The sequence below is a fragment of the Burkholderia theae genome, assembly GCF_048565265.1.
GTDB lineage: Bacteria > Pseudomonadota > Gammaproteobacteria > Burkholderiales > Burkholderiaceae > Burkholderia > Burkholderia theae.
The window spans coordinates 3,183,131-3,205,871 of sequence record NZ_CP183462.1; the positions used below are offsets into that span (position 1 = coordinate 3,183,131).

At 66.1% G+C, this 22,741-nt stretch carries 19 protein-coding genes, 2 tRNA genes and 1 rRNA gene; 17 read left to right on the plus strand and 5 right to left on the minus strand.

The window, feature by feature from the left end:
• The first annotated feature begins 243 nt into the window (after positions 1 to 243).
• The 3 genes from ACN22W_RS31905 to ACN22W_RS31915 all read left to right on the plus strand — a co-directional run bounded on the left by ACN22W_RS31905 (position 244) and on the right by ACN22W_RS31915 (position 1,801).
• Complete coding sequence (locus ACN22W_RS31905) at positions 244 to 636, plus strand: nuclear transport factor 2 family protein (protein ID WP_343494756.1); 393 nt, start codon at positions 244 to 246, stop codon at positions 634 to 636.
• Positions 637 to 715: 79 nt separating this feature from the next.
• Positions 716 to 1,171, plus strand: a complete 456-nt coding sequence (locus ACN22W_RS31910; protein ID WP_193099739.1) for an RbsD/FucU family protein — start codon at positions 716 to 718, stop codon at positions 1,169 to 1,171.
• 192 nt (positions 1,172 to 1,363) lie between these two features.
• Positions 1,364 to 1,801 carry a DoxX family protein gene (locus ACN22W_RS31915; protein WP_048245828.1) on the plus strand — a complete coding sequence of 146 codons (438 nt, stop codon included), beginning with the start codon at positions 1,364 to 1,366 and terminating at the stop codon, positions 1,799 to 1,801.
• 96 nt (positions 1,802 to 1,897) lie between these two features.
• Here ACN22W_RS31915 and ACN22W_RS31920 read toward each other — a convergent pair whose 3' ends face one another.
• Positions 1,898 to 3,208: an MFS transporter gene (locus ACN22W_RS31920; RefSeq protein ID WP_129515827.1), complete on the minus strand. Its 1,311-nt coding sequence runs from the start codon at positions 3,206 to 3,208 to the stop codon at positions 1,898 to 1,900.
• 325 nt (positions 3,209 to 3,533) lie between these two features.
• Entirely contained in the window at positions 3,534 to 4,670 is a 1,137-nt protein-coding gene (locus ACN22W_RS31925; RefSeq protein ID WP_419688485.1) for a branched-chain amino acid ABC transporter substrate-binding protein, read from the minus strand.
• Between the two features lie 624 nt (positions 4,671 to 5,294).
• On the opposite strand from ACN22W_RS31925, the gene ACN22W_RS31930 reads away from it, so the two are divergent.
• Positions 5,295 to 6,089 carry an AraC family transcriptional regulator gene (locus ACN22W_RS31930; protein ID WP_129515824.1) on the plus strand — a complete coding sequence of 265 codons (795 nt, stop codon included), beginning with the start codon at positions 5,295 to 5,297 and terminating at the stop codon, positions 6,087 to 6,089.
• A gap of 90 nt (positions 6,090 to 6,179) precedes the next feature.
• Here ACN22W_RS31930 and ACN22W_RS31935 read toward each other — a convergent pair whose 3' ends face one another.
• Together ACN22W_RS31935 and ACN22W_RS31940 are read right to left on the minus strand one after the other, a co-directional pair.
• Positions 6,180 to 6,443: a hypothetical protein gene (locus tag ACN22W_RS31935; protein WP_193099741.1), complete on the minus strand. Its 264-nt coding sequence runs from the start codon at positions 6,441 to 6,443 to the stop codon at positions 6,180 to 6,182.
• Positions 6,444 to 6,745: 302 nt separating this feature from the next.
• Positions 6,746 to 8,638 carry a bifunctional sugar phosphate isomerase/epimerase/4-hydroxyphenylpyruvate dioxygenase family protein gene (locus tag ACN22W_RS31940; protein WP_419688487.1) on the minus strand — a complete coding sequence of 631 codons (1,893 nt, stop codon included), beginning with the start codon at positions 8,636 to 8,638 and terminating at the stop codon, positions 6,746 to 6,748.
• Between the two features lie 258 nt (positions 8,639 to 8,896).
• Between ACN22W_RS31940 and aroQ the strand changes: the two genes are divergently transcribed.
• Genes aroQ through ACN22W_RS31955 form a run of 3 tightly spaced genes read left to right on the plus strand, consistent with a single transcriptional unit; the run spans position 8,897 to position 11,580 of the window.
• The gene (gene aroQ / locus ACN22W_RS31945) at positions 8,897 to 9,352 is read left to right on the plus strand and encodes a type II 3-dehydroquinate dehydratase (RefSeq protein WP_059528374.1); all 456 of its coding nucleotides are present in this window, start codon (positions 8,897 to 8,899) and stop codon (positions 9,350 to 9,352) included.
• Positions 9,349 to 10,203: a shikimate dehydrogenase gene (locus tag ACN22W_RS31950; RefSeq protein WP_419688490.1), complete on the plus strand. Its 855-nt coding sequence runs from the start codon at positions 9,349 to 9,351 to the stop codon at positions 10,201 to 10,203. Before aroQ ends, ACN22W_RS31950 begins: the two co-directional genes overlap by 4 nt.
• A 33-nt stretch (positions 10,204 to 10,236) precedes the next feature.
• Positions 10,237 to 11,580, plus strand: a complete 1,344-nt coding sequence (locus tag ACN22W_RS31955) for an MFS transporter (RefSeq protein WP_419688492.1) — start codon at positions 10,237 to 10,239, stop codon at positions 11,578 to 11,580.
• 99 nt (positions 11,581 to 11,679) lie between these two features.
• Here ACN22W_RS31955 and ACN22W_RS31960 read toward each other — a convergent pair whose 3' ends face one another.
• Positions 11,680 to 12,789 carry a 2-aminoethylphosphonate--pyruvate transaminase gene (locus ACN22W_RS31960; protein WP_419688494.1) on the minus strand — a complete coding sequence of 370 codons (1,110 nt, stop codon included), beginning with the start codon at positions 12,787 to 12,789 and terminating at the stop codon, positions 11,680 to 11,682.
• 258 nt (positions 12,790 to 13,047) lie between these two features.
• On the opposite strand from ACN22W_RS31960, the gene phnS reads away from it, so the two are divergent.
• The 10 genes from phnS to ACN22W_RS32010 all read left to right on the plus strand — a co-directional run bounded on the left by phnS (position 13,048) and on the right by ACN22W_RS32010 (position 22,632).
• Positions 13,048 to 14,139, plus strand: a complete 1,092-nt coding sequence (phnS, locus tag ACN22W_RS31965; protein ID WP_412023724.1) for a 2-aminoethylphosphonate ABC transporter substrate-binding protein — start codon at positions 13,048 to 13,050, stop codon at positions 14,137 to 14,139.
• Between the two features lie 34 nt (positions 14,140 to 14,173).
• Positions 14,174 to 15,277 (plus strand): 2-aminoethylphosphonate ABC transport system ATP-binding subunit PhnT, encoded by a 1,104-nt coding sequence (phnT, locus tag ACN22W_RS31970; RefSeq protein ID WP_419688496.1) that lies wholly within the window; start codon positions 14,174 to 14,176, stop codon positions 15,275 to 15,277.
• On the plus strand, positions 15,255 to 16,175 hold the full coding sequence (phnU, locus tag ACN22W_RS31975) for a 2-aminoethylphosphonate ABC transporter permease subunit (RefSeq protein ID WP_129515816.1): 921 nt from the start codon (positions 15,255 to 15,257) through the stop codon (positions 16,173 to 16,175). Before phnT ends, phnU begins: the two co-directional genes overlap by 23 nt.
• Positions 16,165 to 17,025 carry a 2-aminoethylphosphonate ABC transport system, membrane component PhnV gene (gene phnV / locus ACN22W_RS31980; RefSeq protein ID WP_419688498.1) on the plus strand — a complete coding sequence of 287 codons (861 nt, stop codon included), beginning with the start codon at positions 16,165 to 16,167 and terminating at the stop codon, positions 17,023 to 17,025. The genes phnU and phnV overlap by 11 nt, the downstream gene beginning before the upstream one ends.
• A complete protein-coding gene (phnA, locus tag ACN22W_RS31985) occupies positions 17,022 to 18,332 on the plus strand; it encodes a phosphonoacetate hydrolase (protein WP_419688499.1) in 1,311 nt (436 codons plus the stop codon). The genes phnV and phnA overlap by 4 nt, the downstream gene beginning before the upstream one ends.
• A complete protein-coding gene (phnY, locus tag ACN22W_RS31990) occupies positions 18,329 to 19,783 on the plus strand; it encodes a phosphonoacetaldehyde dehydrogenase (RefSeq protein WP_419688501.1) in 1,455 nt (484 codons plus the stop codon). Before phnA ends, phnY begins: the two co-directional genes overlap by 4 nt.
• Before the next feature lie 4 nt (positions 19,784 to 19,787).
• Positions 19,788 to 20,339, plus strand: a complete 552-nt coding sequence (locus tag ACN22W_RS31995; protein ID WP_129515813.1) for a phosphonate degradation HD-domain oxygenase — start codon at positions 19,788 to 19,790, stop codon at positions 20,337 to 20,339.
• Positions 20,340 to 20,843: 504 nt separating this feature from the next.
• Positions 20,844 to 22,376 (plus strand): 16S ribosomal RNA (locus ACN22W_RS32000).
• Between the two features lie 62 nt (positions 22,377 to 22,438).
• A tRNA-Ile gene (locus ACN22W_RS32005) sits at positions 22,439 to 22,515 on the plus strand.
• Positions 22,516 to 22,556: 41 nt separating this feature from the next.
• Positions 22,557 to 22,632, plus strand: a tRNA-Ala gene (locus tag ACN22W_RS32010).
• Positions 22,633 to 22,741: the final 109 nt, after the last annotated feature.

Here is a 22,741-nt window from a genome sequence, read left to right on the forward strand (position 1 = left end):
GTCGTGACGGCATGCGATGCGGGCGCCCGAGGGCGCCCGTTTTCTTTGCGGCTGCGAAAGGTGGCATCGGCGCAGTTGCGCGTCGTCCGGCAGATCGAACGGCTGGCGTGCGTACTCGACGCGGCCGGCGCGATTTCCTTACCTCGTACGTAATCGACCGCCCACCCGAGGCCGGCGACGATAGCGGCACGCGGACCCGAAACATCCGCGACATCGTCCCCTCATCGATACAAGGAGCCTCGCATGAACGCCACCCAATCCGTCCCGTCCGTTCACACCGACCTGATCGACCGCTACTTCGACGCATGGAACGAATCCGACGTCGCACGCCGCCGCGCACTGATCGACGCGACCTACGCGAGCGACGCGGCCTATCGCGATCCGCTGATGGCCGGCGACGGCCACGCGGGCATCGACACGATGATCGCGGCCGTGCAGGAGCGATTCCCGGCATTCCGCTTCCGCCGCACGACCGACGTCGACGCGTTCGGCCAGCACCTGCGGTTCTCGTGGGCACTCGTGTCGCCCGACGGCGCGGCGATCGTGAAGGGCTCAGACTTCGGCACCGTCGACGCGTCGGGCCGCCTGAAGTCGGTCACGGGTTTCATCGACGAGATGCCGGCTGCGGCGTCGTGACCCGAGCGAAGGATGCACAACGGCCACCGGGATCAGGTAACGTTATGCGGTTTGTTCCTGATCCCGGAGACCACCCGACATGCTGAAAAATCTCGACCCGCTGCTGCACGCCGACATCCTGCACACGCTGCGCGCGATGGGCCACGGTGACGAAATCGCGATCTGCGACGCGAATTTTCCGGCGGAATCCGTCGCGGAGCACACGGTGGTCGGCCGCGCGCTGCGGATCGACGGCGCCGATTCGGCGCGCGTCGCGCGTGCGGTGCTGTCCGTGCTGCCGCTCGATACGTTCGTCGACACGCCTGCCTGGCGGATGGAAGTCGTCGGCGATGCGGCCGCGGTGCCGCCCGTGCAGCGCGAGGTGCAGGCCGAGATCGACCGCGCGGAAGGGCGTGCGGTGCCGCTCACCGGCATCGAGCGTTTCGCGTTCTACGAGCGCGCGCAGCAGGCGTACGCGGTGATCGTCACCGGCGAGCTGCGCGGCTACGGCTGTTTCATCTTCAAGAAGGGCGTGCTGTTGAGCGACGCGGGTTAAGCGTCTTTTCCGTGCCGCCGCCCGCGGGCTGCGTGGTCGCCGCCGTGTAAAGATTTGCTACAACCTTTTTCTTGGGCACGGCCGAAAGACCCTCTATGCTGACCGATTTGCCGCGGGCCCCGCAGAGCCGCGCGGCCCCGAGCCGCCCGGGCGCGCCGTGCGGCCGGCTGAATTGCATACGAGGAGAGAGGCATGACGCGTTCCGTCGATTCCGGCGTCATTTTTTTCGCACGCCTGGCGCTGGCGGCGTTGTTCTTGTGGGGCGGCGTGATGAAGCTGCTCGGCTACAGTGATTTCGTCGGTTACCTGCACGGGCTGAACGTGCCGTATCCGCAGGTCATCGGGCCGATCGTCGTCGCGATCGAAGGGCTCGGCGGCCTGCTGCTGATCGTCGGCTACAAGGTGAAGCCGCTTGCGCTGCTGATGGCGTTCTATACGGTCGCGACCGCGATGGTCGGGCACAATTTCTGGGATGCGACCGACGCCGCGGTCCAGCACGACATGGTGATCCACTTCTGGAAGAACATCGCGATCGCCGGCGGTTTCCTGCTGCTGTTCGTCACCGGTGCCGGCGGCGCGAGCATCGATGGCCTGCGCCGGCCGAGTTCGTCATACGGCGGCCTGCGCTGATCGCACGCATGCCGTTGCGCTGAAGCAAAAAGAAAGGGCCGAATCCCGCGGGATTCGGCCCTTTGTTCATGGAACGGGCGCGGCGCGCGCCGGCGTTCAGTGCGTGCCCTTCACGTCCTTCGCATCCTTCGCGAACTGCACGGCGATCGCGCCGAGCACGCAGATTGCCGCGACGTACACGACCGGTGCGAGCGGATTCGACTTCATCATCAGCGACACGATCACCGGCGTGAGGCCGCCGAAGATCGCATACGCGACGTTGTACGAGAACGAGATGCCCGAGAAGCGCACGACGGCCGGGAAGCTCTTGACCATCACGAACGGCACCGCGCCGATCGTGCCGACCATGAAGCCTGCGATCCCGTAGTAGAGCGGCAGCGTCGACGCGTCGGCCGCGACCTGCACGAACAGCAGGTAGTAGCACGCGGCCAGCCCGATGCCGCCGATGCCGAGCACGCGCTTCGCACCGATCCAGCCCGCGAGCGAACCGGCGGTGATGCAGCCGGCCGTCAGGCACAGCGTCGCGACGCTGTTCGCGAACAGCGTGGTCGCGGGCGTCAGGTGGAACTGCTTCTGCAGCAGCGCGGGCGTCATCAGGATCACGACGACGATCGCGGCCGACAGCATCCACGTGAGCAGCATCGACACGATCACCGCGCGGCCGTGGTCGCGCAGCACGGCCTTCAGCGGAATCTCGGCCGCGAGCGCCTTCTTCGCCTTCATCTCGGCGAACACCGGCGTTTCATGCAGCCAGCGGCGCAGGTACACCGAGAACAGCCCGAACAGGCCGCCGAGCAGGAACGGGATGCGCCATGCGAACGCACCGACTTCGGCGGCCGAGTAGCGGCTGTTGATGCCCGCTGCGACGAGCGAGCCGAGCAGGATGCCGGCCGTGAGGCCCGCGGTCAGCGTGCCGCACGCATAACCGATGTGGCGCGACGGCACATGCTCGGATACGAACACCCACGCGCCCGGCACTTCGCCGCCGACCGCCGCGCCCTGCAGCACGCGGAACAGCAGCAGCAACACCGGCGCGAGGATGCCGATCGAGTCGTAGGTTGGCAGCAGGCCCATCAGCAGCGTCGGCACGGACATCATCAGCACGCTCAGCGTGAACATCCGCTTGCGGCCGAACAGGTCGCCGAAGTGCGCCATGATCACGCCGCCGAGCGGGCGTGCGAGATAGCCGGCCGCGAAGATACCGAACGTCTGCAACTGGCGCAGCCAGTCGGGAATGTCGTGCGGGAAGAACAGCTGTCCTATCGCCGGCGCGAAGAACACGAAGATGATGAAGTCGTAGAACTCGAGGGCACCGCCGAGTGCGGCAAGGCCAAGGGTTTTATAGTCGCCGCGCGTGAGCGCGCGTTCGGCGGCGCGAGGCACGCCGCTCAATTCGGAAGCTTGCATGGTCAGGACGATCGGTTTTCGAATGTTGTTGTCGGTGCTGCGTCTCCAGGGCCCGCTATCGGCATGGACTGACAAGGCGCGGCTTGCATCGTCGAAGCGTGCCGGGTGCCGGATGGAGCACGAAACACGCACCGCCGCACCGGGATGGGGCGCGGCGGAGACGAAGCGTCAAAGCGGGTGGGAGGATTCTACAGGAGCGCGAAATGCGCGAGCGCGGGTGCGCGCCGAGGAACGCTTCGGACCGTGAAGCTGAAGCGCGCGCGGCGCGGGCGGCCGGTGAGCCGCTTGCGCGCCGCGCGGGGCAGGGTCTCGTGTACGAGTCGGATCAGTTGCCGGCGATCGTATCGACCGGCTTGAACGCGCCGTGCTCGACCTTGTAGATCGTCACCGGCGCATCCCTCAGGTCGCCCTTCGTGTCGTACGCGATGCTGGGGGCCGACACGCCCTTGATCGACACCTTGCCGAGGTACGGCGTATAGACCTTCGGGTCGGTCGAGTTCGCGTCCTTCATCGCGGTGAGCAGCGCGATCGTGCCGTCATACGAGTACGGCGAGTACGTGATCACGTCTTCGTTGAAGCGCGCCTTGTAGCGTGCCGCGTAGCCGGCGAAGCCCGGCATCTTTTCCTTCGGCAGCCCGCCCATGTAGACGATCGCGCCTTCGGCCGCTTCGCCGCCGACCTTCAGGAACGTCGGCGAGCGCGACATCTCGCCCGTCACGAACGCCGACTTCATCCCGAGCTGGCGCATCTTGCGGATCATCGGCGACGATTGCGCGTCGCCGCCGCCGTAGAAGATCGCGTCCGGATTGACGCCCTTCAGGTTGGTCAGGATCGCGGAGAAGTCGAGCGCCTTGTCGTTCGTGAAGTCGCGCTTGACGATCGTGCCGCCCGCCGCCTCGACAGCCTTCGCGAATTCGTCGGCGATGCCCTGGCCGTAGGCCGTGCGGTCGTCGATGATCGCGATGCGCTTGAAGCGCAGCGTCTTCACCGCGTACGTGCCGACGATGCGGCCCGCTTGCGCGTCGCTCGTCAGCAGCCGGTAGGTCGTCTTGTAGCCGCGCGCCGTGTATTGCGGCGACGTCGCCATCGAGATCTGCGGCAGCCCCGCGCGATCGTACAGGTCGGACGCTGGAATGCTCGTGCCCGAGTTGAAGTGGCCGATGACCCCGCGGACGTTGTCGTCGATCAGCCGCTGCGCGACGGTCGTGCCCGTGCGCGGGTCGGCCTGGTCGTCCTGCGAGTCGAGCTGGAACGTGACGGGCTTGCCGCCGATCGTCGGACGCGTCGCGTTGAAGTCGGCGATCGCGAGTTGCACGCCCTTCTGCATGTCCGTGCCGTAGTTCGATTGCGGGCCGGTCAGCGGTGCGGCGAAACCGATCTTGACGACGTCGGCGGCGATGGCGTGCGTGCCCGACAGTGCGCAGGCAGCAGCCAGCGCGACGTGCGATACCTTCAGCTTCACTTTCACTTCCCCTTGATGGCGTGGTTGGGCCGCCGCCGGCTTGCGGGCCGGCGCCGGTAAACCGGGCGAGACGGTTCGGTCGGCAGGCCGATGAGAAGGCCGTGCGTGCTCGCCGCGTGCAGCCCGGGCTGTGCCGGAATCGGCGTGCGCGCTGGCTGGTGCGGCGGGCCGTGCGCGCCGATTGCGGCAGCGGCGTGATGTCGTCTCGTCACCGTGAAGCGAAGTCTAGATAGCGAAAATGCGCGCGTCTTGCGCGTTCGGTGCGCGGCCGGCGACGATATCGGCATATCGTCGATAACCCTGATATGTGCTGAAATCGTCACGACGAATGCGCAAACGCGCCAAGACGCGGTACGTCGGCATTTTTAGGATGGCGGATTCGGATGCGCGTTGCCGGTGCGTCGGCGCGGTACGCCGGCAGCGGCGGAAGCGGAATCGCTGCGGGCCGCGCACGCGCATCGAAGTGGTTGCGCGCACAACGTATGTCGCCGGCCGATGCCGGCCGCTCGGCAAGCGCGATGCGGCCGGCCGCCGCACGCTTGCCTGCCCCGCGATCGGCGCGACGCGATTGACGGGGCGCTCCTATAATCGACGCCATCTGCCACTCGCTACGCGGTTGCCGGGATGACGACCTTGCTTGCCGTACCGCCCATGAGCCTGTCCGACACGTTGCGCTACCAGCCCGACAACGCCGATCTCGGCGCGATGCTCGCGCACTTCCGCCTGCTCGAACCGGTGTTCGATGCGCTGCCCGACGTCGCGTTCTTCGTGAAGGATGCGAACGGCCGCTACGCGCTCGTCAATCGCACGCTGGCGATGCGCTGCGGCTACAAGGACAAGCGCGACCTGCTCGGCAAGACGACCGACGAAGTGTTTCCGCGCCGTTTCGGCCGCAGCTATTTCGAGCAGGACATGGCGACGATCAACGCCGGCCAGCAGCTGATGGACCAGCTCGAGCTGCACCTGTATCCGGGGCGCCTGCCGGGCTGGTGCCTGACCTGCAAGGAGCCGCTGCGCGACGCCGCGGGCAAGGTGGTCGGCCTCGCGGGCATCTCGCGCGACCTGAAGGCGCACGAGGGATCGCACCCGGCGTACAGCAGGCTCGCCGACGTGGTCCAGCACATCCAGGATCACTACGTGCAGCCGCTGAACCTGAAGCAGCTCGCGCAGATGGCCGGGATGTCGGTCGCGCAGCTCGAACGCTACTTCCACAAGGTGTTTCACCTGACGCCGCGCCAGGTGCTGCTGAAGACGCGGCTCGATGCGGCCACCGCGTTGCTGATCACGCACGACAAGGTGACCGACGTCGCGGCGCTATGCGGTTATACGGATCACAGCGCGTTCACGCGCCAGTTCAAGGCGACGGTCGGCGTGACGCCGACGGAATACCGGTTGATGCTGCAGGAGCGGGCGGGGTGAGATGCCGGCCGGCGAAGCCGACGCGGCGCATGAACGGGGTGGGGCGTAAAACGGCGGGAAAGTGGTGGAACCGCTGGGAACAGCGGCGGCTCAGCGGTAGCCGAGCCCTTTCAGGACGGCCGTGCCGTTTTCGGTCAAGCGGAAGCTCGGTGCCGTATCGGGGTCGAGCTTGACCATCTCGATGAGGCCGGCTTCCTGCAGCGCAGGCAGTTCGGGTTTGGCGTTCGCGCCGATCGGTGCGTGCAGCAGGACCAGCAGCGTCGCGATTTCATGATGACTGAGCAGGCGGCGCAGCATCGTCTTCTTTACAGGGGGCGCGGCCTGGCGGCCCGCGGGTGCTTCTACGGCGCTCATCGCTTTCCTCCTTTTCGAGATAACCATCGGGTACTGGTTGCGGATGGTGCCCACGAAGACTTAAGCGATTCTTAAAACCGTAGCCTGCGACGGGATGCTGCGCTGCGGTACGGGTTACCGTATGTAACGTCATACGGAGCGCGGCTCCCGGCCCGATCGCGGGCAGCCGCGCGGGCTGGTTCGCGGCCGCTCGATTCACCACGATGGTGCGCGTCTGATGTGGCCCTTGGATCCGGCCGCGAGCGTCGAACCTCGGGCCGCCATGTGATCCCGCCCCCAACCTCCCGCTTCGCGTCCTTCCCTTATTTCCTGCGCTGCGCCTGCGCGGCCAGCCGCACGGCTGCGTTCGTCGCGCCGTAGCCGTCGTATCCGCCGCGCCGCTCGACGATCTCGAGCGAGAAGCGGTTGTCGACCAGTTCCGTATACGCGTGCAGGAATTCGCCGCCGTGCTCGTCGCGGTCGTAGAGCAGGTGATGCGCGCTCAGCGTGTCGATCAGTTCGTCCGACAGCGCGTAGCGCGCGGCGAGATCGTCGTAGTAGTTGGCCGGAATGCGCAGGAACGGCACGCCGTCGGCCGCGAACGCGGCGATCGTCTTCACGATGTCGTCGGTGCGGAACGCGACGTGGTTCAACCCCGTGCCGTGGTAGCGGTCGAGCGATTCGGCGACGGCCGTGTGACGGTCGACCGACGCGTTCAGCGCGATCCGCACCGAACCGTCGGCGCTACGCACCGCGCGGCTGCGCATCAGTCCGTACGGGTCGGGCACGAGCCAGCTGCGCTCGGCTTCGAAGCCGAAGGCCGTCTTGAAGAACAGGATCCACGTGTCGAGCGCGTCGGCCGGCAGCGCGAGGCACACATGGTCGATGCCCGTCAGCGGTCCGACTTCGCTCGGGCCGTCGATGTCGGTCAGCACGAAGTCCGATTCATACAGCGTCGGCGCGTTCGGCGTTTCGTCGACGAAATACTCGAGGCTGCCGTCCGGCGCCTGCACGCCGGGCAGCACGCGCTCGTTCGGCCCGACGCGCCCGGAGAACGGCACGTAGCCGAAGCCGGCCGCGCGTTCGAACGCCACTTTCGCATCGTCGACGCGGAACGCCGACGCGCACAGCGACAGCCCGTGCTGCTGGAAGAACGCATCGGCGAACGAATCGCGCTCCGCATTCAGCACGATCGACGCCGCGCCGTGCTGGAACAGCGTCACGTCCTTCGAGCGATGCCGGCCGGCGAGCCGGAAGCGCATCCTGCCGAGCCATTCGCCGACGGTCGCCGCCGCGTGGGCGTCGACCGCGAATTCGATGAACTGGAACCCGACGTGCGCGGGCGGCGCCGGCGGCGCGAAGAGCGGCTGGCCGGCGGCCGGCGCGCGGCCGTCCTCCGCGAGCCGCTCGCGCGTCAGGTCTTCCAGGTAGAGCAGCGAGCGATGACCGTCGGCGGCGGTGATCGCGGTCGGCGCCGCGCGGAAACCGTCGTTGAAGATCTCGAGCGACAGCGGCCCCGTGTAGCCCGACTCGATCACGCGCGCGGTGAAGCGCGCGAGGTCGAAGTCGCCCTGGCCCGGGAACGAGCGGTAGTGGCGGCTCCATTCCAGTACGTCCATCGCGAGCTTCGGCGCGTCGGCGATCTGCACGAACGCGATCCGGTCGCCGGGAATGTCGGCGATCGCGTCCGGCGAATCGTCGAGCGACAGCGTGTGGAAGCTGTCGAGCGCAAGGCCGAGATGCGGGCTGTTCACGGCATTCACGAGCTTCCACGCATGGCCGTACCGGTTCACGACGCGGCCCCACGCGAGCGCTTCGTACGCGGCGACCACGCCGGCCTGCCGGGCGGCTTCCGCGAGCGCGCCGAGCTGGTCGACCAGCAGCCCGTCGTCCGCGATCGTGTCGGCCGACACGTTGCTGCAGACGAGGATGCGGTCGGTGCCGAGCGCGTGCATCACGTCGAACTTGCGCTTGATGCGATCGAGGTTGCGTGCGAGCTGGGCCGCGCTCACGCCCTCGAAGTCGCGAAACGGCTGGAACAGCACGATGTCGAGACCGAGATCGGCGGCCATGCGCCGGACGTCGGCCGGCGATCCGTCGAAGTAGACGAGGTCGTTTTCGAAGATTTCGACGCCGTCGAAACCCGCGGCCTGGATGGCGGCGAGTTTCTCGGCGAGCGTGCCGGACAGTGACACGGTGGCGATCGAGCGCTTCATGGGGCGAATCCTGCGGATGAGCGGGGCATGGCGTTGGTCGAACCGGCCCTGAATGAACCAGTCGTTGAGTTCCGGGCGCGCGCCATATCCCGAATTTACTGGGTAAGTGAGACGGATTATACAAACTAACTAGGTGGTACAAATTAGCGAAAACCCGAAAAGACATTGCGCTTGCGCAAGCGCACACTAGCGCCAAATCTTGACGTCAGGGGGCGAAATCGACTAGCGATTCGCCCCCGTTTTAGGAGCAGAAACACCATGAGCAAGCACAAGGTGCTGGTGCTGAACGGCCCGAACCTGAATCTGCTGGGCACGCGCGAGCCGCATATCTACGGCGCGGAAACGCTCGCCGACGTCGAGCAGCGCTGCCGCACGGCCGCCGAAGGGCTCGGGCTGGAGATCGATTTCCGCCAGTCGAACGCCGAGCACCAGCTGATCGACTGGCTGCATGCCGCGCGTCACGACACGCACGGCATCGTGATCAACCCGGCCGCCTATACGCATACGTCGGTGGCGCTGGCCGATGCGCTGTCCGCGATCGCGAAGCCGGTGATCGAAGTGCATATCTCGAACGTGCATCGCCGCGAGGCGTTTCGCCACCATTCCTATGTGTCGGCGGTCGCCGAAGCCGTGATCTGCGGCTGCGGCACCGAAGGCTACGTGTTCGCGCTGCAGCGTCTGTCGACCCTGTTTGCGCAGGGAGCCGCGCGATGAGCCGCCCGTCGTTTCTGATCGGCCTGATCGGCCAGGGCATCGGCGGTTCGCTGTCGCCCGCGATGCACGAGGAAGAAGGATTCCGCCAGGGGTTCGGTTATGTCTACCGGCGCCTCGATCTCGACGCGCTCGGCGTGACCGTCGACGCGCTGCCGCAGCTGCTCGATGCCGCGCAGCGGATGGGCTACTCCGGGCTCAACATCACGCACCCGTGCAAGCAGCGCGTGATCGAACACCTCGACGAACTGTCGGACGATGCGCGCGCGCTCGGTGCGGTGAACACCGTGCTGTTCAAGGACGGCAAGCGGATCGGCCACAACACCGACTGGTCGGGTTTCGCGAAATCGTTCCGCCGCGGCCTGCCTGGCGCGTCGCTCGAGCATGTCGTCCAGCTCGGCGCAGGCGGCGCGGGCGCGGCCGTGGCCCATGCGGCGCTGCAGATGGGCGCGGCCGATCTGACGATTTTCGATGTCGACGGCACGCGTGCCACCGCGCTCGCGGCCGAACTGCAGCAGCGTTTCCCCGCGGCACGGGTCGCGCAGGGCGGCGATCTCGCGGCCGCGATGCAGGCCTCGACGGGCCTGATCCACGCGACGCCCACCGGCATGGTCAAGCACCCGGGCCTGCCGCTGCCGGCCGAATTGCTCCACGCGGGCATGTGGGTGGCCGACATCGTGTATTTCCCGCTCGAAACCGAACTGATCCACGCCGCGCGCGCGGCCGGCTGCGCCACGTTGCCGGGCGGCGGGATGGCGGTGTACCAGGCCGTCGACGCGTTCGAGATCTTCACCGGACGCACGCCCGACGCCGAGCGGATGTTCGATCACTTTCAGTCGCTCGTCGCGCGCTGATCCCATTCCATAAAGAGAGACCAGGAGACGACCATGCAGCACACCACCCACACGGGCGCCGCGTCGGCGCCCGCCGCCGGCACGGTCCGGCGCACTTCGGCGCGCTACAAGATTCTCGCGCTGCTCGCGATCGGCACGATGATCAACTATCTCGACCGCACCGTGCTGGGGGTGGCTGCGCCGCAGCTCACCAAGGAGCTCGGCATCAACGCGGCCGTAATGGGCATCATGTTCTCCGCGTTCTCGTGGACGTACGTCGCGATGCAGGTGCCCGGCGGCCTGTTCCTCGACCGCTTCGGCAGCAAGGTCACCTATTACTGGTCGATGACGCTGTGGTCGCTGTGCACGTTCCTGCAGGGCTTCGTGCCGGGCATCGCGACGCTGTTCGCATGCCGGCTCGGCCTCGGCGTGACGGAAGCGCCGTGCTTCCCGACCAACAGCCGCGTCGTCGCGACCTGGTTCCCGCAGAACGAGCGCGCGATGGCGACCGGCACCTACACCGTCGGCGAGTACATCGGCCTCGCGTTCTTCAGCCCCGTGCTGTTCGCGCTGATGGGCGCGTTCGGCTGGCGCTCGCTGTTCTGGGTCGTCGGCGCGATCGGCATCGCGTTCGGCCTGGTCTGGTGGAAGTTCTATCACGAGCCGCGCAACCATCCGGGCGCCAACTCGGAAGAGCTGGCGTATATCGAGGCGGGCGGCGGTCTCGTGCACGGTGCGCGCAAGGACGGCGACAAAGGCGGCAAGGGCGAGCAGAAGAAGTTCAGCTGGGCGATGGCCGGCCAGTTGCTGAAGAAGCGCCAGCTCGCGGGCATCTGCCTCGGCCAGTTCGCCGGCAACTCGACGCTCGTGTTCTTCCTGACCTGGTTCCCGACCTACCTCGCGACCGAGCGCCACATGGGCTGGCTGAAGATCGGCTTCTTCGCGGTGATGCCGTTCATCGCCGCGTCGGTCGGCGTGATGTTCGGCGGGATCTTCTCCGACTGGCTGCTGCGCCGCGGCAAGTCCGCTAACCTCGCGCGCAAGCTGCCGATCATCGCGGGCCTGCTGCTCGCATCGACGATCATTCTCGCGAACTACGTGAAGAGCAACGAGGCCGTGATCGCGATCATGTCGGTCGCATTCTTCGCGCAGGGGATGGCCGCGCTCGGCTGGACGCTCGTGTCGGACATCGCGCCGGACGGCCTGCTCGGCGTGACGGGCGGCATCTTCAACTTCGCGGCGAACCTCGCGGGGATTGTCACGCCGCTCGTCGTCGGCTTCATCGTCGCGTCGACCGGGTCGTTCGTCGGTGCGCTCGTGTTCATCGGCGTGATCGCGCTGGTCGGTGCGCTGTCGTACATCTTCGTCGTCGGCGACATCAAGCGGATCGAACTGTAAGCACCGGCTCCACGCACATTTCGTGCGTTCGCCCGGCGGCCGGTTGGCCGCCGGGCTTTTTTGTTTGTGCGCCGGCCGGAGTGCCGGCTTGGGTGCGCGTTACGCGCGCTGCACGGCGATGCCGAGCGATTCGACCGCCTGCGCGATCGCCGCGACCGCGCGTCGGATATCGTCGGCATCGATCGCGCCGATGCAGCCGACGCGGAACGTCTCGAGCTGCGTGAGCTTGCCCGGATACAGGATGAAACCCGCGTCGCGCACCGCGTCGTAGAAGCGGCGGAAATCGTAGGCCGGATGGTCGGGCGCGTGGAACGTGACGATCACCGGCGCCTGCACGCTCGCGTCGAGGAACGGCGCGAAGCCGAGCTCGCGCATCGATTCGATCAGCGTTCGGCAGTTGTCCAGATAGCGCGCACCGCGCGCGGGCTGGCCGCCTTCGGCGAGGTACTGGTCGAGCGCGGCGCGCAGCGCGGCGATCACGTGCGTCGGCGGCGTGAAGCGCCATTGGCCCGTCCTGCGCAGGTACGCGTACTGATCGTGGAGATCGAGCGCGAGTGACGGCGAGTTGCCTTCGCATGCGTCGAGCGCGTCGCGCCGCACGATCGCGAAACCCATTCCCGGCACACCTTCGAGGCATTTGCCGCTCGCCGAGATCAGCGCGTCGATGCCGGTGCCCGCCAGCGCGATCGGCAGCGCGCCGAACGAACTCATCGCGTCGACGATCAGCCGCTTGCCGTGGCGCCGGCACGCGGCCGCGATCGCATCCAGCGGGTTCAGGATCCCGGCGCTCGTCTCCAGGTGCACGAGCGCGACGTGCGTGATGCGCGGCTCGCGCGCGAACGCGGCCTCGACCGCTGCCGCGTCGACGGCCGCGTCCTCGCCGAACGGCAACGCGATCGCGTCGATGCCGAGCCGGCCGAGGATCTTCAGGATGCGCGCGCAATACGCGCCGTTGTCGGGCACGAGCACGACGCCGTCGCGCGGCACCAGCGTGCCGAGGGCGGCCTCGACCGAGAACGTGCCGCTGCCCTGCATCGGTACGCACACGTACTCGTCGCCGCCGTGCGCGATGGCGACGAGGTCCGCGCAGACGCTGGCCGTGAGTTGGTTGAAAGCGGCGTCCCACGACCCCCAGTCATGTTGCATTGCGAGGCGGGTTGTGGCGGACGTGGTGAGCGGGCCGGGCGTAAGCAGGATCGGGTCGGACATCATTTTTCTCCAGCGGAAGTCGAACGAAACGCCGGGCGGCATTTCTGAATGACTTGCATGATAGTGGCAAAATGTGTCATTTTTTGGAAATTGTGGCATTCGTCACGGCTTTGTCATCGAACGCTGTGATCCTTCGGTTGCCGCGCGAAACCACCCTCAGCGCGGCAGCGAGGCGGGCCGTTGATCGGCCTGCCCGGAGATAAAAGGAGCCGGGATCGTGCCCCCGGCCGTTTGGTGTTCCGCCTACGGAGAAGTGAGATGACACTGCAGAATTCCTCGCGCGCCGCTGCCGGCGCGTTCCGCAAGCTCGCGCTGGCCGCCTGCGCCGCCGGTCTGCTGCAAGGCGCCGCGATGCCGGCGCATGCGGCAGGCGCGGTCGTGCTGTATACGGCGGACGGTCTCGAGAACCTGTACCGCGATGTGCTGCCGGCCTTCGAGAAGAAGGAAGGCGTCAAGGTCAACATCGTGACGGCAGGCAGCGGCGAGGTCGTCAACCGCGCGAACATCGAGAAGAATTCCCCGAAGGCCGACGTGATCGTCACGCTGCCGCCGTTCATTCAGCAAGCCGGCCAGATGGGTCTGCTGCAGCCGTACCAGAGCGTGAACTACAAGAACGTGCCGGCCATCGCGAAGGCCGAGGACGGCACGTGGGCGACGTTCGTGAACAACTACTTCTCGTTCGCGATCAACCCGGACGTCGTGAAGAACCAGCCGAAGACGTTCGGCGACCTGCTGTCGCCGGCCTACGCCGGCAAGGTCGCGTACTCGAACCCGGCGACCGCCGGCGACGGGATGGCCGTGCTGATCCTGACGACGTCGCTGATGGGCGAGGACAAGGCGTTCGACTACCTCGCGAAGCTGTCGCAGAGCGTGAAGTTCCACACGAAGGGCACGGGCTACCTGAACGTGCTGCTGTCGCGTAACGAGATCAGCGTCGCGAACGGCGACCTGCAGATGGACCTCGACGACGCCGAACACGGCGCGCTGTCCGTCAAGCCGATCTTCCTGTCCGCGAAGGACGGCGACCAGCCGACCACGTTCCAGCTCCCGTACGGCATCGGCCTGATCAAGAGCGGCCCGAACCAGGACGTCGGCAAGAAGCTGATCGACTACCTGATGTCGACGGACGTGCAGTCGAAGGTGCCGGACATGTTCGGCATCCCGGGCCGCACCGACGTGCCGCTGACGGGCAAGAACGGCGAGGCGGTCAAGAAGGCGATCGCGGGCGTGAAGCTGATTCCGGTCGACTGGACCCAGGTGATGGCGAAGAAGCCGGTGTGGATCGAGCGCTGGAAGAAGGATGTGATCGGCAGTTCGGGCAAGCAGCTCGACGTCGTCAAGCCGAAGTGATCGGCGCACGCCGCCTGTATTTGTGAGCAAGAGGATGAACCCGGTGGAAACCACCCTGACCCATCCCGGCGCATTCGGCGCCGCCGAACCGCACGCGACGCTGCGGTCCGGCGCGCCGGGCGGCGTGCAGATCGAACACCTGAGCGTGCGCTACGGCGCACGCACGGTACTGGAAGATCTGTCGCTGTCGATCGGCGCCGGCGAATTTCTGACCGTGCTCGGCAAGAGCGGCTGCGGCAAGACCACGCTGCTGCGCTTCATCGCCGGGTTCGTGAAGGCCGACGGCCTGACCGGCACGCTGACCGTTGCCGGGCGTGACCTGACCTATGCGCCGCCGCACAAGCGCAATCTCGGTCTGCTGTTCCAGAATTACGCGCTGTTCCCGCACCTGTCGGTGTTCGAGAACGTCGCATTCGGGCTGCGCGCGCGCGGGATGGCGTCGTCGGAAGTGACGCGCCGCGTCGCCGACGGGCTGAAGCTCGTGCAGCTCGGCGATGCGGGCCATCACCTGCCCGCGCAACTGTCGGGCGGGATGCAGCAGCGCGTGGCGCTGGCCCGCGCGCTCGTGATCGAGCCGGATGTGCTGCTGCTCGACGAGCCGCTGTCGGCACTCGACGCCAACCTGCGCGCGTCGGTGCGCAGCGAACTGAAGGCGCTGCACGAGCGCTTGCCGAACCTGACCGTCGTCTGCGTGACGCATGACCGCGACGACGCGCTCGTGCTGTCCGACCGTGCGCTGCTGATGCGCGACGGCCATATCGCGCAGCTCGGCACGCCGCAGCAGTTGTACGACGCGCCGCAGGACGGCTACGTCGCACGCTATCTCGGCCCGGCGAACCTGCTGCCGCCGCATGTGATCTTCCCGCTCGGCGATCCGCGCCACGAAGTGCGCGGCAAGGTCGCGTGCGTGCGCCCCGAGCGCCTGACCGTGATGCCGCCCGCGGCGGGCGGCCTGCACGGCACCGTGTCGTCCGTCGAATGGCAGGGCGCGGACCTGTCGATTGCAGTCGTGATCGACGCGGCGCCCGACGAACCCGTGCGCGTCACGATGCAACGCGGCCGCGGCGCGGCCCCCGAGCGCGGTGCGCGCGTTTCCCTGCATTACGAGGCAGACGATGTCGTCCTTATCGAGCCCTGAAGCCGGCCTGCCGCCGCACGTGCTCGCGTCGGCCGCCGCGCACGCGGCCGTCGCGCGGCGCCGCAAGCGCATGGGCGACCTGCACCTGGTCGCGCTCGCGATCGTCGTGCTGGGCCCGCTCGTCGTCTATCCGCTGGTGCGGCTCGTGCTGCTGAGCGTGTCGGGAGATCACGGGCTGAGTTTTGACGCGTACCGGACCTTCTTCGGCAACCCCGACACGCGCAACGTGCTGCTGACGACGCTCGGCGTGCTGTTCGCGAGCGCCGGCACCGCATCGGTGCTGGGCGTGCTGCTGGCCGCGCTGCTGTTCTTCAGGCCGTTTCCGGGCGCGTCGCTCGTCACGCGCTTCCTGGAGCTGTACGTCGCGTTTCCGTCGTTCCTCGTCGCGTTCACGCTGATCTTCCTGTACGGCTCGCAAGGGTCGATCAGCATCGCGCTGCAGCACCTGTTCCATCTCGAGAATCCGCCGCTCGATTTCCTGTTCGGCATCGGCGGCGTGATTCTCGCGCAGACGGTGTTCTATACGCCGTTCGTCGTGCGGCCGACGCTCGCGTCGTTCGCCACGCTCGACCTGCGGCTGATCGAAGCCGCGCGCAGTCTCGGCGCGCCCGGCTGGATGCTCGCGCGCCGCGTCGTGCTGCCGATCGCGTGGCCGGGCATCGCCGCCGGCACCGTGCTGTGTTTCCTGCTGACGCTGAACGAGTTCGGGATTCTGCTCGTGCTCGGCAGCGCGCGGCTCGTGACGCTGCCGGTCGCGATCTACAGCAGCGCGACCGTCGATCTCGATCTGCCGACCGCATCGGCCGGCGCGGTCGTGATGCTGGCACTGTCGCTGGCGCTCTATACGGTTTATCGCCGGGTGAACCGGCGTGCGACGGGAGGGAACGATGTCCGCTGAATTCCGTATCGGGCCGGCCGTGCCGCGCCACCAGATCGGCTGGAGCGACACGCTGCTCAAGCATGCGTCGCGCATCGCGCTCGCGCTGGCCGCGTTCGCGTGTTTCTGGTTGTTCGTGCTGCCCGTCGTCGTCGTCGCGCTGTCGAGCGTGTCGACGCAATGGTCGGGCACGATCTTGCCGGCCGGCTACAGCCTGCGCTGGTTCGAGCGGCTCGGGTCGCCGGAATACGACGCGCTGCTGACGAGCCTCGAAATCGGCTTCGGCGTGTCGGCGGTCGGCACGATCCTCGGGCTGTGGCTCGCGCTCGCGCTCGAAGGGCGCGACCGGCGCGGCCTCGGCGCGGTCGTCGATGCGCTCGTGATGGTGCCGAACGGCGTGCCGAGCGTCGTGCTCGGGCTCGCGGTGCTGATCGCGTATCACCAGAAGCCGGTCGACCTGTCGAGCTCCGCGGCGATCGTCGTGTTCGTGCAGCTCGCGCTGATTCTGCCGTTCTGCTATCGCTGCGCGGCCGCCGCGCTGCGTCCGGAGCTGACCGTGCTGCGCGAAGCCGCGGCCAGCCTCGGTGCGCCGCCCGCGATGGTGCTGCGCCGCGTGCTGCTGCCGCAGCTCGTGCCGGCGCTGCGCGCGAGCCTCGCACTCGGCTTCGCGCTGTCGCTCGGTGAGCTCGGCGCGACGCTGACGGTTTATCCGCCCGGCTTCGCGACCGTGCCGATCGTCGTGATCGGCCAGGTGGAGCGCGGTTATTACCTGCCGGCGTCGGCGCTGTCGCTGCTGATGCTCGGTGCGTCGCTCGCGGCGCTGCTGCTGATCGCCGCGCGTGTGCCGCGCGGCAAGCGGGTGGCATCATGAACGCCGCGTTCGCCATGCGGCTACCCGGCGAGCAACCCGCACCGGGCAAGGTCTCGACGGATCTCGCGGGACGCTCGGTCGACGTCAACGGCCGGCGCTACCGGCTACCGGTCGAGCCGACCGTCGTCGTCTGCGTCGACGGCTGCGAGTACGCGTATCTCGAACGTGCGGTGGAAGCGGGCGTTGCGCCGTTCGTCGGCCGGATGATCGCGGAAGGCACGGCGTGGCGCGCCGATTGCGTCGTGCCGACCTTCACCAACCCGAACAACCTGTCGATCGTCTGCGGCGTGCCGCCGTCGGTCCACGGAATCTGCGGCAACTACTTTTGGGACGCGACCGCCGACGGCGGGCGCGGCGCCGAAGTCATGATGAACGACCCGGCCTATCTGCGGGCCGGCACGCTGCTCGCGGCGGCGTCCGACGCCGGCGCGAAGGTGGCCGTCGTGACGGCGAAGGACAAGCTGCGCCGGCTGCTCGGCTGGCAACTGAACGGCGTCTGCTTTTCCGCCGAGAAGGCCGCGCAGGCGAATCTCGCGGAAAACGGCATCGTCGACGTGCTCGACTGGGTCGGCCTGCCGTCGCCGGACGTCTACAGCGCGGCGTTGTCCGAATTCGTGTTCGCGGCCGGCGTGCGGCTCGCGCAGACACGCCAGGTCGACCTGATGTACCTGTCGACCACCGACTATGTGCAGCACAAGTGCGAGCCCGGCAGTGCCGGCGCGAACGCGTTCTACGCGATGATGGACGGTTACCTCGCGCAGCTCGACGCGCTCGGCTGGGCGATCGGGCTCACGGCCGATCACGGGATGAACGCGAAGCACGACCCCGCGACGGGCCGGCGGAACGTGATCTATCTGCAGGATGCGTTCGACGGCTGGTACGGCGCGCAGTCTGCACGCGTGATCCTGCCGATCACCGATCCGTACGTCGTGCACCACGGCGCGCTCGGCTCGTTTGCAACCCTCTACCTGGCGCCGGGCGTCGACCGGGCCGAGGCGATGTGGCGCGTCGGCGGCCTCGACGGCGTCGAACTCGTGCTCGACAACGCGGAAGCCGCCGCACGCTTCGAATTGCCGGCCGACCGGATTGGCGACCTCGTCGTGATCGGCCGTCGCGACATGACGCTCGGCACGCGCGAGCGGGAACACGATCTGTCGGGTCTCACGGTGCCGCTGCGTTCGCATGGCGGCGTGTCGGAGCAGGAAGTGCCGCTGCTGTTCAATCGCCGTATCGAGCGGGACGATCCCGCGCGTCGCCCGCGTAACTTCGACGTGTTCGATTTCGTGCTGAACCGGGTCGCGACATGATGGCTCATCCCCGGCAAGACCACCCCGAGTTTCGCGCCGAGGCGTTGCGCTGGTGCGGCACGCGCGCGACGCGCGAGCGCACCTTCGACATCGACGATCCTTATACGGGCACGCGGGTCGGCACCGCGCCGCTCGCGAGCGTCGACGACGTGCGCGCCGCGTTCGATTACGCGATGGCCTACCGGCCGACGCTTACGCGCTACGAGCGTTCGCAGATCCTCGAGCGCGCGGCCGCGCTGCTGCGCGAGCGCACCGAGGAAGCGTCCGACCTGATCACGCTCGAATCGGGGTTGTCGAAGCAGGATTCCCGCTACGAGATCGGCCGAGTCGCCGACGTGCTGAAGTTCGCGGCGATCGAGGCGTTGCGCGACGATGCGCAGAGTTTCTCGTGCGACCTGACGCCCCACGGCAAGGCGCGGCGCGTGTTCTCGCAGCGGCAGCCGCTCGACGGCGTGATCGTTGCGATCACGCCGTTCAATCATCCGATGAACCAGGTGGCGCACAAGATTGCGCCGGCGATCGCGACCAACAATCGCGTGATCGTGAAGCCGTCGGAGAAGGTGCCGCTGTCGGCGTTCTATCTGGCCGACCTGCTTTACGAGGCCGGGCTGCCGGAGCCGATGCTGCAGGTGTTGACCGGCGATCCGGGCGAGATCGCGGACGAACTCGTCACGCATCCGCATGCGTCGCTGATTACATTTACCGGTGGCGTGGCGATCGGCAAGGCGATTGCCGCGCGGGCCGGCTACCGGCGCATCGTGCTGGAGCTGGGCGGCAACGATCCGCTGATCGTCCTCGAAGATGCCGACCTCGATCGCGCGACGTCGCTGGCGGTGCTGGGTTCGTACCGGAATTCGGGCCAGCGCTGCACGGCCGTCAAGCGGATGCTGGTGCAGCGCTCGATCGCGCCCGCATTCACCGAGTTGCTCGTCGAGAAGACGCGCGCGTGGAAGTACGGCGATCCGTTCGATCCCGCGAACGAAATGGGCACCGTGATCGACGAGGCGGCGGCGCGGCTGTTCGCGGCGCGGGTCGGAGAAGCGGTCGCGCAGGGCGCGCGCCTGCTGACCGGCAATGTGCGGCGCGGCGCGCTGTATGCGCCGACCGTGCTCGACAACGTCGACCCGTCGATGACGATCGTGCGCGAGGAGACCTTCGGCCCGGTATCGCCCGTGATGACGTTCGACACGATCGACGACGCGATCCGGATCAGCAACGGGACGGCGTTCGGGCTGTCGTCGGGTGTCTGTACCGACAGCACGGCCGCGGTCGTGCGCTTCGTGAACGAGCTGAACGTCGGCACCGTGAATGTGTGGGAGGTGCCCGGATACCGGATCGAACTGTCGCCGTTCGGCGGGATCAAGGATTCGGGCCTTGGTTACAAGGAGGGCGTTCAGGAGGCGATGAAGAGCTTCACGAACCTGAAGACGTTTTCGCTGCCTTGGGAGTAAGCGGATGGCATTGACGGTGGAAGAGATCCACGGGCTGTATCGCGAGCATGGCCATGTGGCCTACAGCGGGGAGCCGGTGACCCAGCTCGAGCATGCGCTGCAGAGCGGATTGTTGGCGGAAGAGGCGGGGGCCGGCGAAGCGCTGGTCGCGGCGGCGTTCCTGCACGACCTCGGTCATCTGCTGAATCGCCAGGGCGACACGCCGAGCGCGCGCGGGATCGACGACCTGCATCAGTATTACGTGCTGCCGTTCCTGCGGCCGCTGTTTTCCGACGCGGTGCTGGAACCGATCCGGCTGCACGTCGACGCGAAGCGCTGCCTGTGCCGCACGGACGCCGGCTACTTCGAGAGCCTGTCGCCGGACTCGGTGCGCAGCCTCGCGCTGCAGGGCGGCATCTTCAGCGAAGAGGAAACGGCGGCGTTCCTGCAGCGCCCGTTTGCGGAGGACGCGCTGCGTCTGCGCCGCTGGGACGATACGGCGAAGGAAGAAGGCAAGGCGACGCCGGATCTCGATCACTATATGGAGATCGTCGCGCGCCAGGTGCGCGCGGCCTGACGGTTCGGCCGCTTCTATATAAGGCCCCGCACGCGGCAGCGTGCGGGGCCTTATATTTTTTGCGAAACCCCTTGCGCGAACGGGTCGGGGTGCATAGAATCACGCCTCTTTCGCGCTAACGGAAACGCGGCGCGGACGAGGGAAGCGAAGCAGTGTGAGTGTCTGGTTTCGGACGCTGGCGCTGCCGAAGAAGTTGAACCCCGCAGTCGCAACGAAGCAGTAAAAAGTTGTTGACGAGCTGCGAAACACGGTTCATAATCTCGCTTCTCTGCTGCTGAAAACGCAGCGCTGCTGAGAAACACCAAGTTCCTCGCAGATTGCTCTTTAAAAATTAACAGCCGATAAGTGTGGGCGCTTGATGGAAGCGAGCTGATCCTCGGATCAGATAGCAAAAGTATCAAGAGTCTCACACTAAAGTAAGTCAGGTTTATGAAGCAATTCATATTCCTGTCAGCTTTGAGTGAGCGACCGGTTCTTAACCGAACCGAAAACAGTAACAGGTTTAAACTGAAGAGTTTGATCCTGGCTCAGATTGAACGCTGGCGGCATGCCTTACACATGCAAGTCGAACGGCAGCACGGGTGCTTGCACCTGGTGGCGAGTGGCGAACGGGTGAGTAATACATCGGAACATGTCCTGTAGTGGGGGATAGCCCGGCGAAAGCCGGATTAATACCGCATACGATCTACGGATGAAAGCGGGGGACCTTCGGGCCTCGCGCTATAGGGTTGGCCGATGGCTGATTAGCTAGTTGGTGGGGTAAAGGCCTACCAAGGCGACGATCAGTAGCTGGTCTGAGAGGACGACCAGCCACACTGGGACTGAGACACGGCCCAGACTCCTACGGGAGGCAGCAGTGGGGAATTTTGGACAATGGGCGAAAGCCTGATCCAGCAATGCCGCGTGTGTGAAGAAGGCCTTCGGGTTGTAAAGCACTTTTGTCCGGAAAGAAATCCTTGGCTCTAATACAGTCGGGGGATGACGGTACCGGAAGAATAAGCACCGGCTAACTACGTGCCAGCAGCCGCGGTAATACGTAGGGTGCGAGCGTTAATCGGAATTACTGGGCGTAAAGCGTGCGCAGGCGGTTTGCTAAGACCGATGTGAAATCCCCGGGCTCAACCTGGGAACTGCATTGGTGACTGGCAGGCTAGAGTATGGCAGAGGGGGGTAGAATTCCACGTGTAGCAGTGAAATGCGTAGAGATGTGGAGGAATACCGATGGCGAAGGCAGCCCCCTGGGCCAATACTGACGCTCATGCACGAAAGCGTGGGGAGCAAACAGGATTAGATACCCTGGTAGTCCACGCCCTAAACGATGTCAACTAGTTGTTGGGGATTCATTTCCTTAGTAACGTAGCTAACGCGTGAAGTTGACCGCCTGGGGAGTACGGTCGCAAGATTAAAACTCAAAGGAATTGACGGGGACCCGCACAAGCGGTGGATGATGTGGATTAATTCGATGCAACGCGAAAAACCTTACCTACCCTTGACATGGTCGGAATCCCGCTGAGAGGTGGGAGTGCTCGAAAGAGAACCGATACACAGGTGCTGCATGGCTGTCGTCAGCTCGTGTCGTGAGATGTTGGGTTAAGTCCCGCAACGAGCGCAACCCTTGTCCTTAGTTGCTACGCAAGAGCACTCTAAGGAGACTGCCGGTGACAAACCGGAGGAAGGTGGGGATGACGTCAAGTCCTCATGGCCCTTATGGGTAGGGCTTCACACGTCATACAATGGTCGGAACAGAGGGTTGCCAACCCGCGAGGGGGAGCTAATCCCAGAAAACCGATCGTAGTCCGGATTGCACTCTGCAACTCGAGTGCATGAAGCTGGAATCGCTAGTAATCGCGGATCAGCATGCCGCGGTGAATACGTTCCCGGGTCTTGTACACACCGCCCGTCACACCATGGGAGTGGGTTTTACCAGAAGTGGCTAGTCTAACCGCAAGGAGGACGGTCACCACGGTAGGATTCATGACTGGGGTGAAGTCGTAACAAGGTAGCCGTATCGGAAGGTGCGGCTGGATCACCTCCTTTCTAGAGCTTCTCGCAAAGTTGAGCGCTCACGCTTATCGGCTGTAAATTAAAGACAGACTCAGGGGTCTGTAGCTCAGTCGGTTAGAGCACCGTCTTGATAAGGCGGGGGTCGTTGGTTCGAATCCAACCAGACCCACCAATGTCTTGTCTGGCGGTAGTACCTGAGGAATCTGTACTCATGGGGGCATAGCTCAGCTGGGAGAGCACCTGCTTTGCAAGCAGGGGGTCGTCGGTTCGATCCCGTCTGCCTCCACCAATCACCAACGCTAAGGGCTTGGTTCAGACACTGAACCGAGAATTTTGCATTGGCGATTGAGCCAGTCAGAGTGATACGTAGTACGTATCGGCTGTCGTTCTTTAACAAT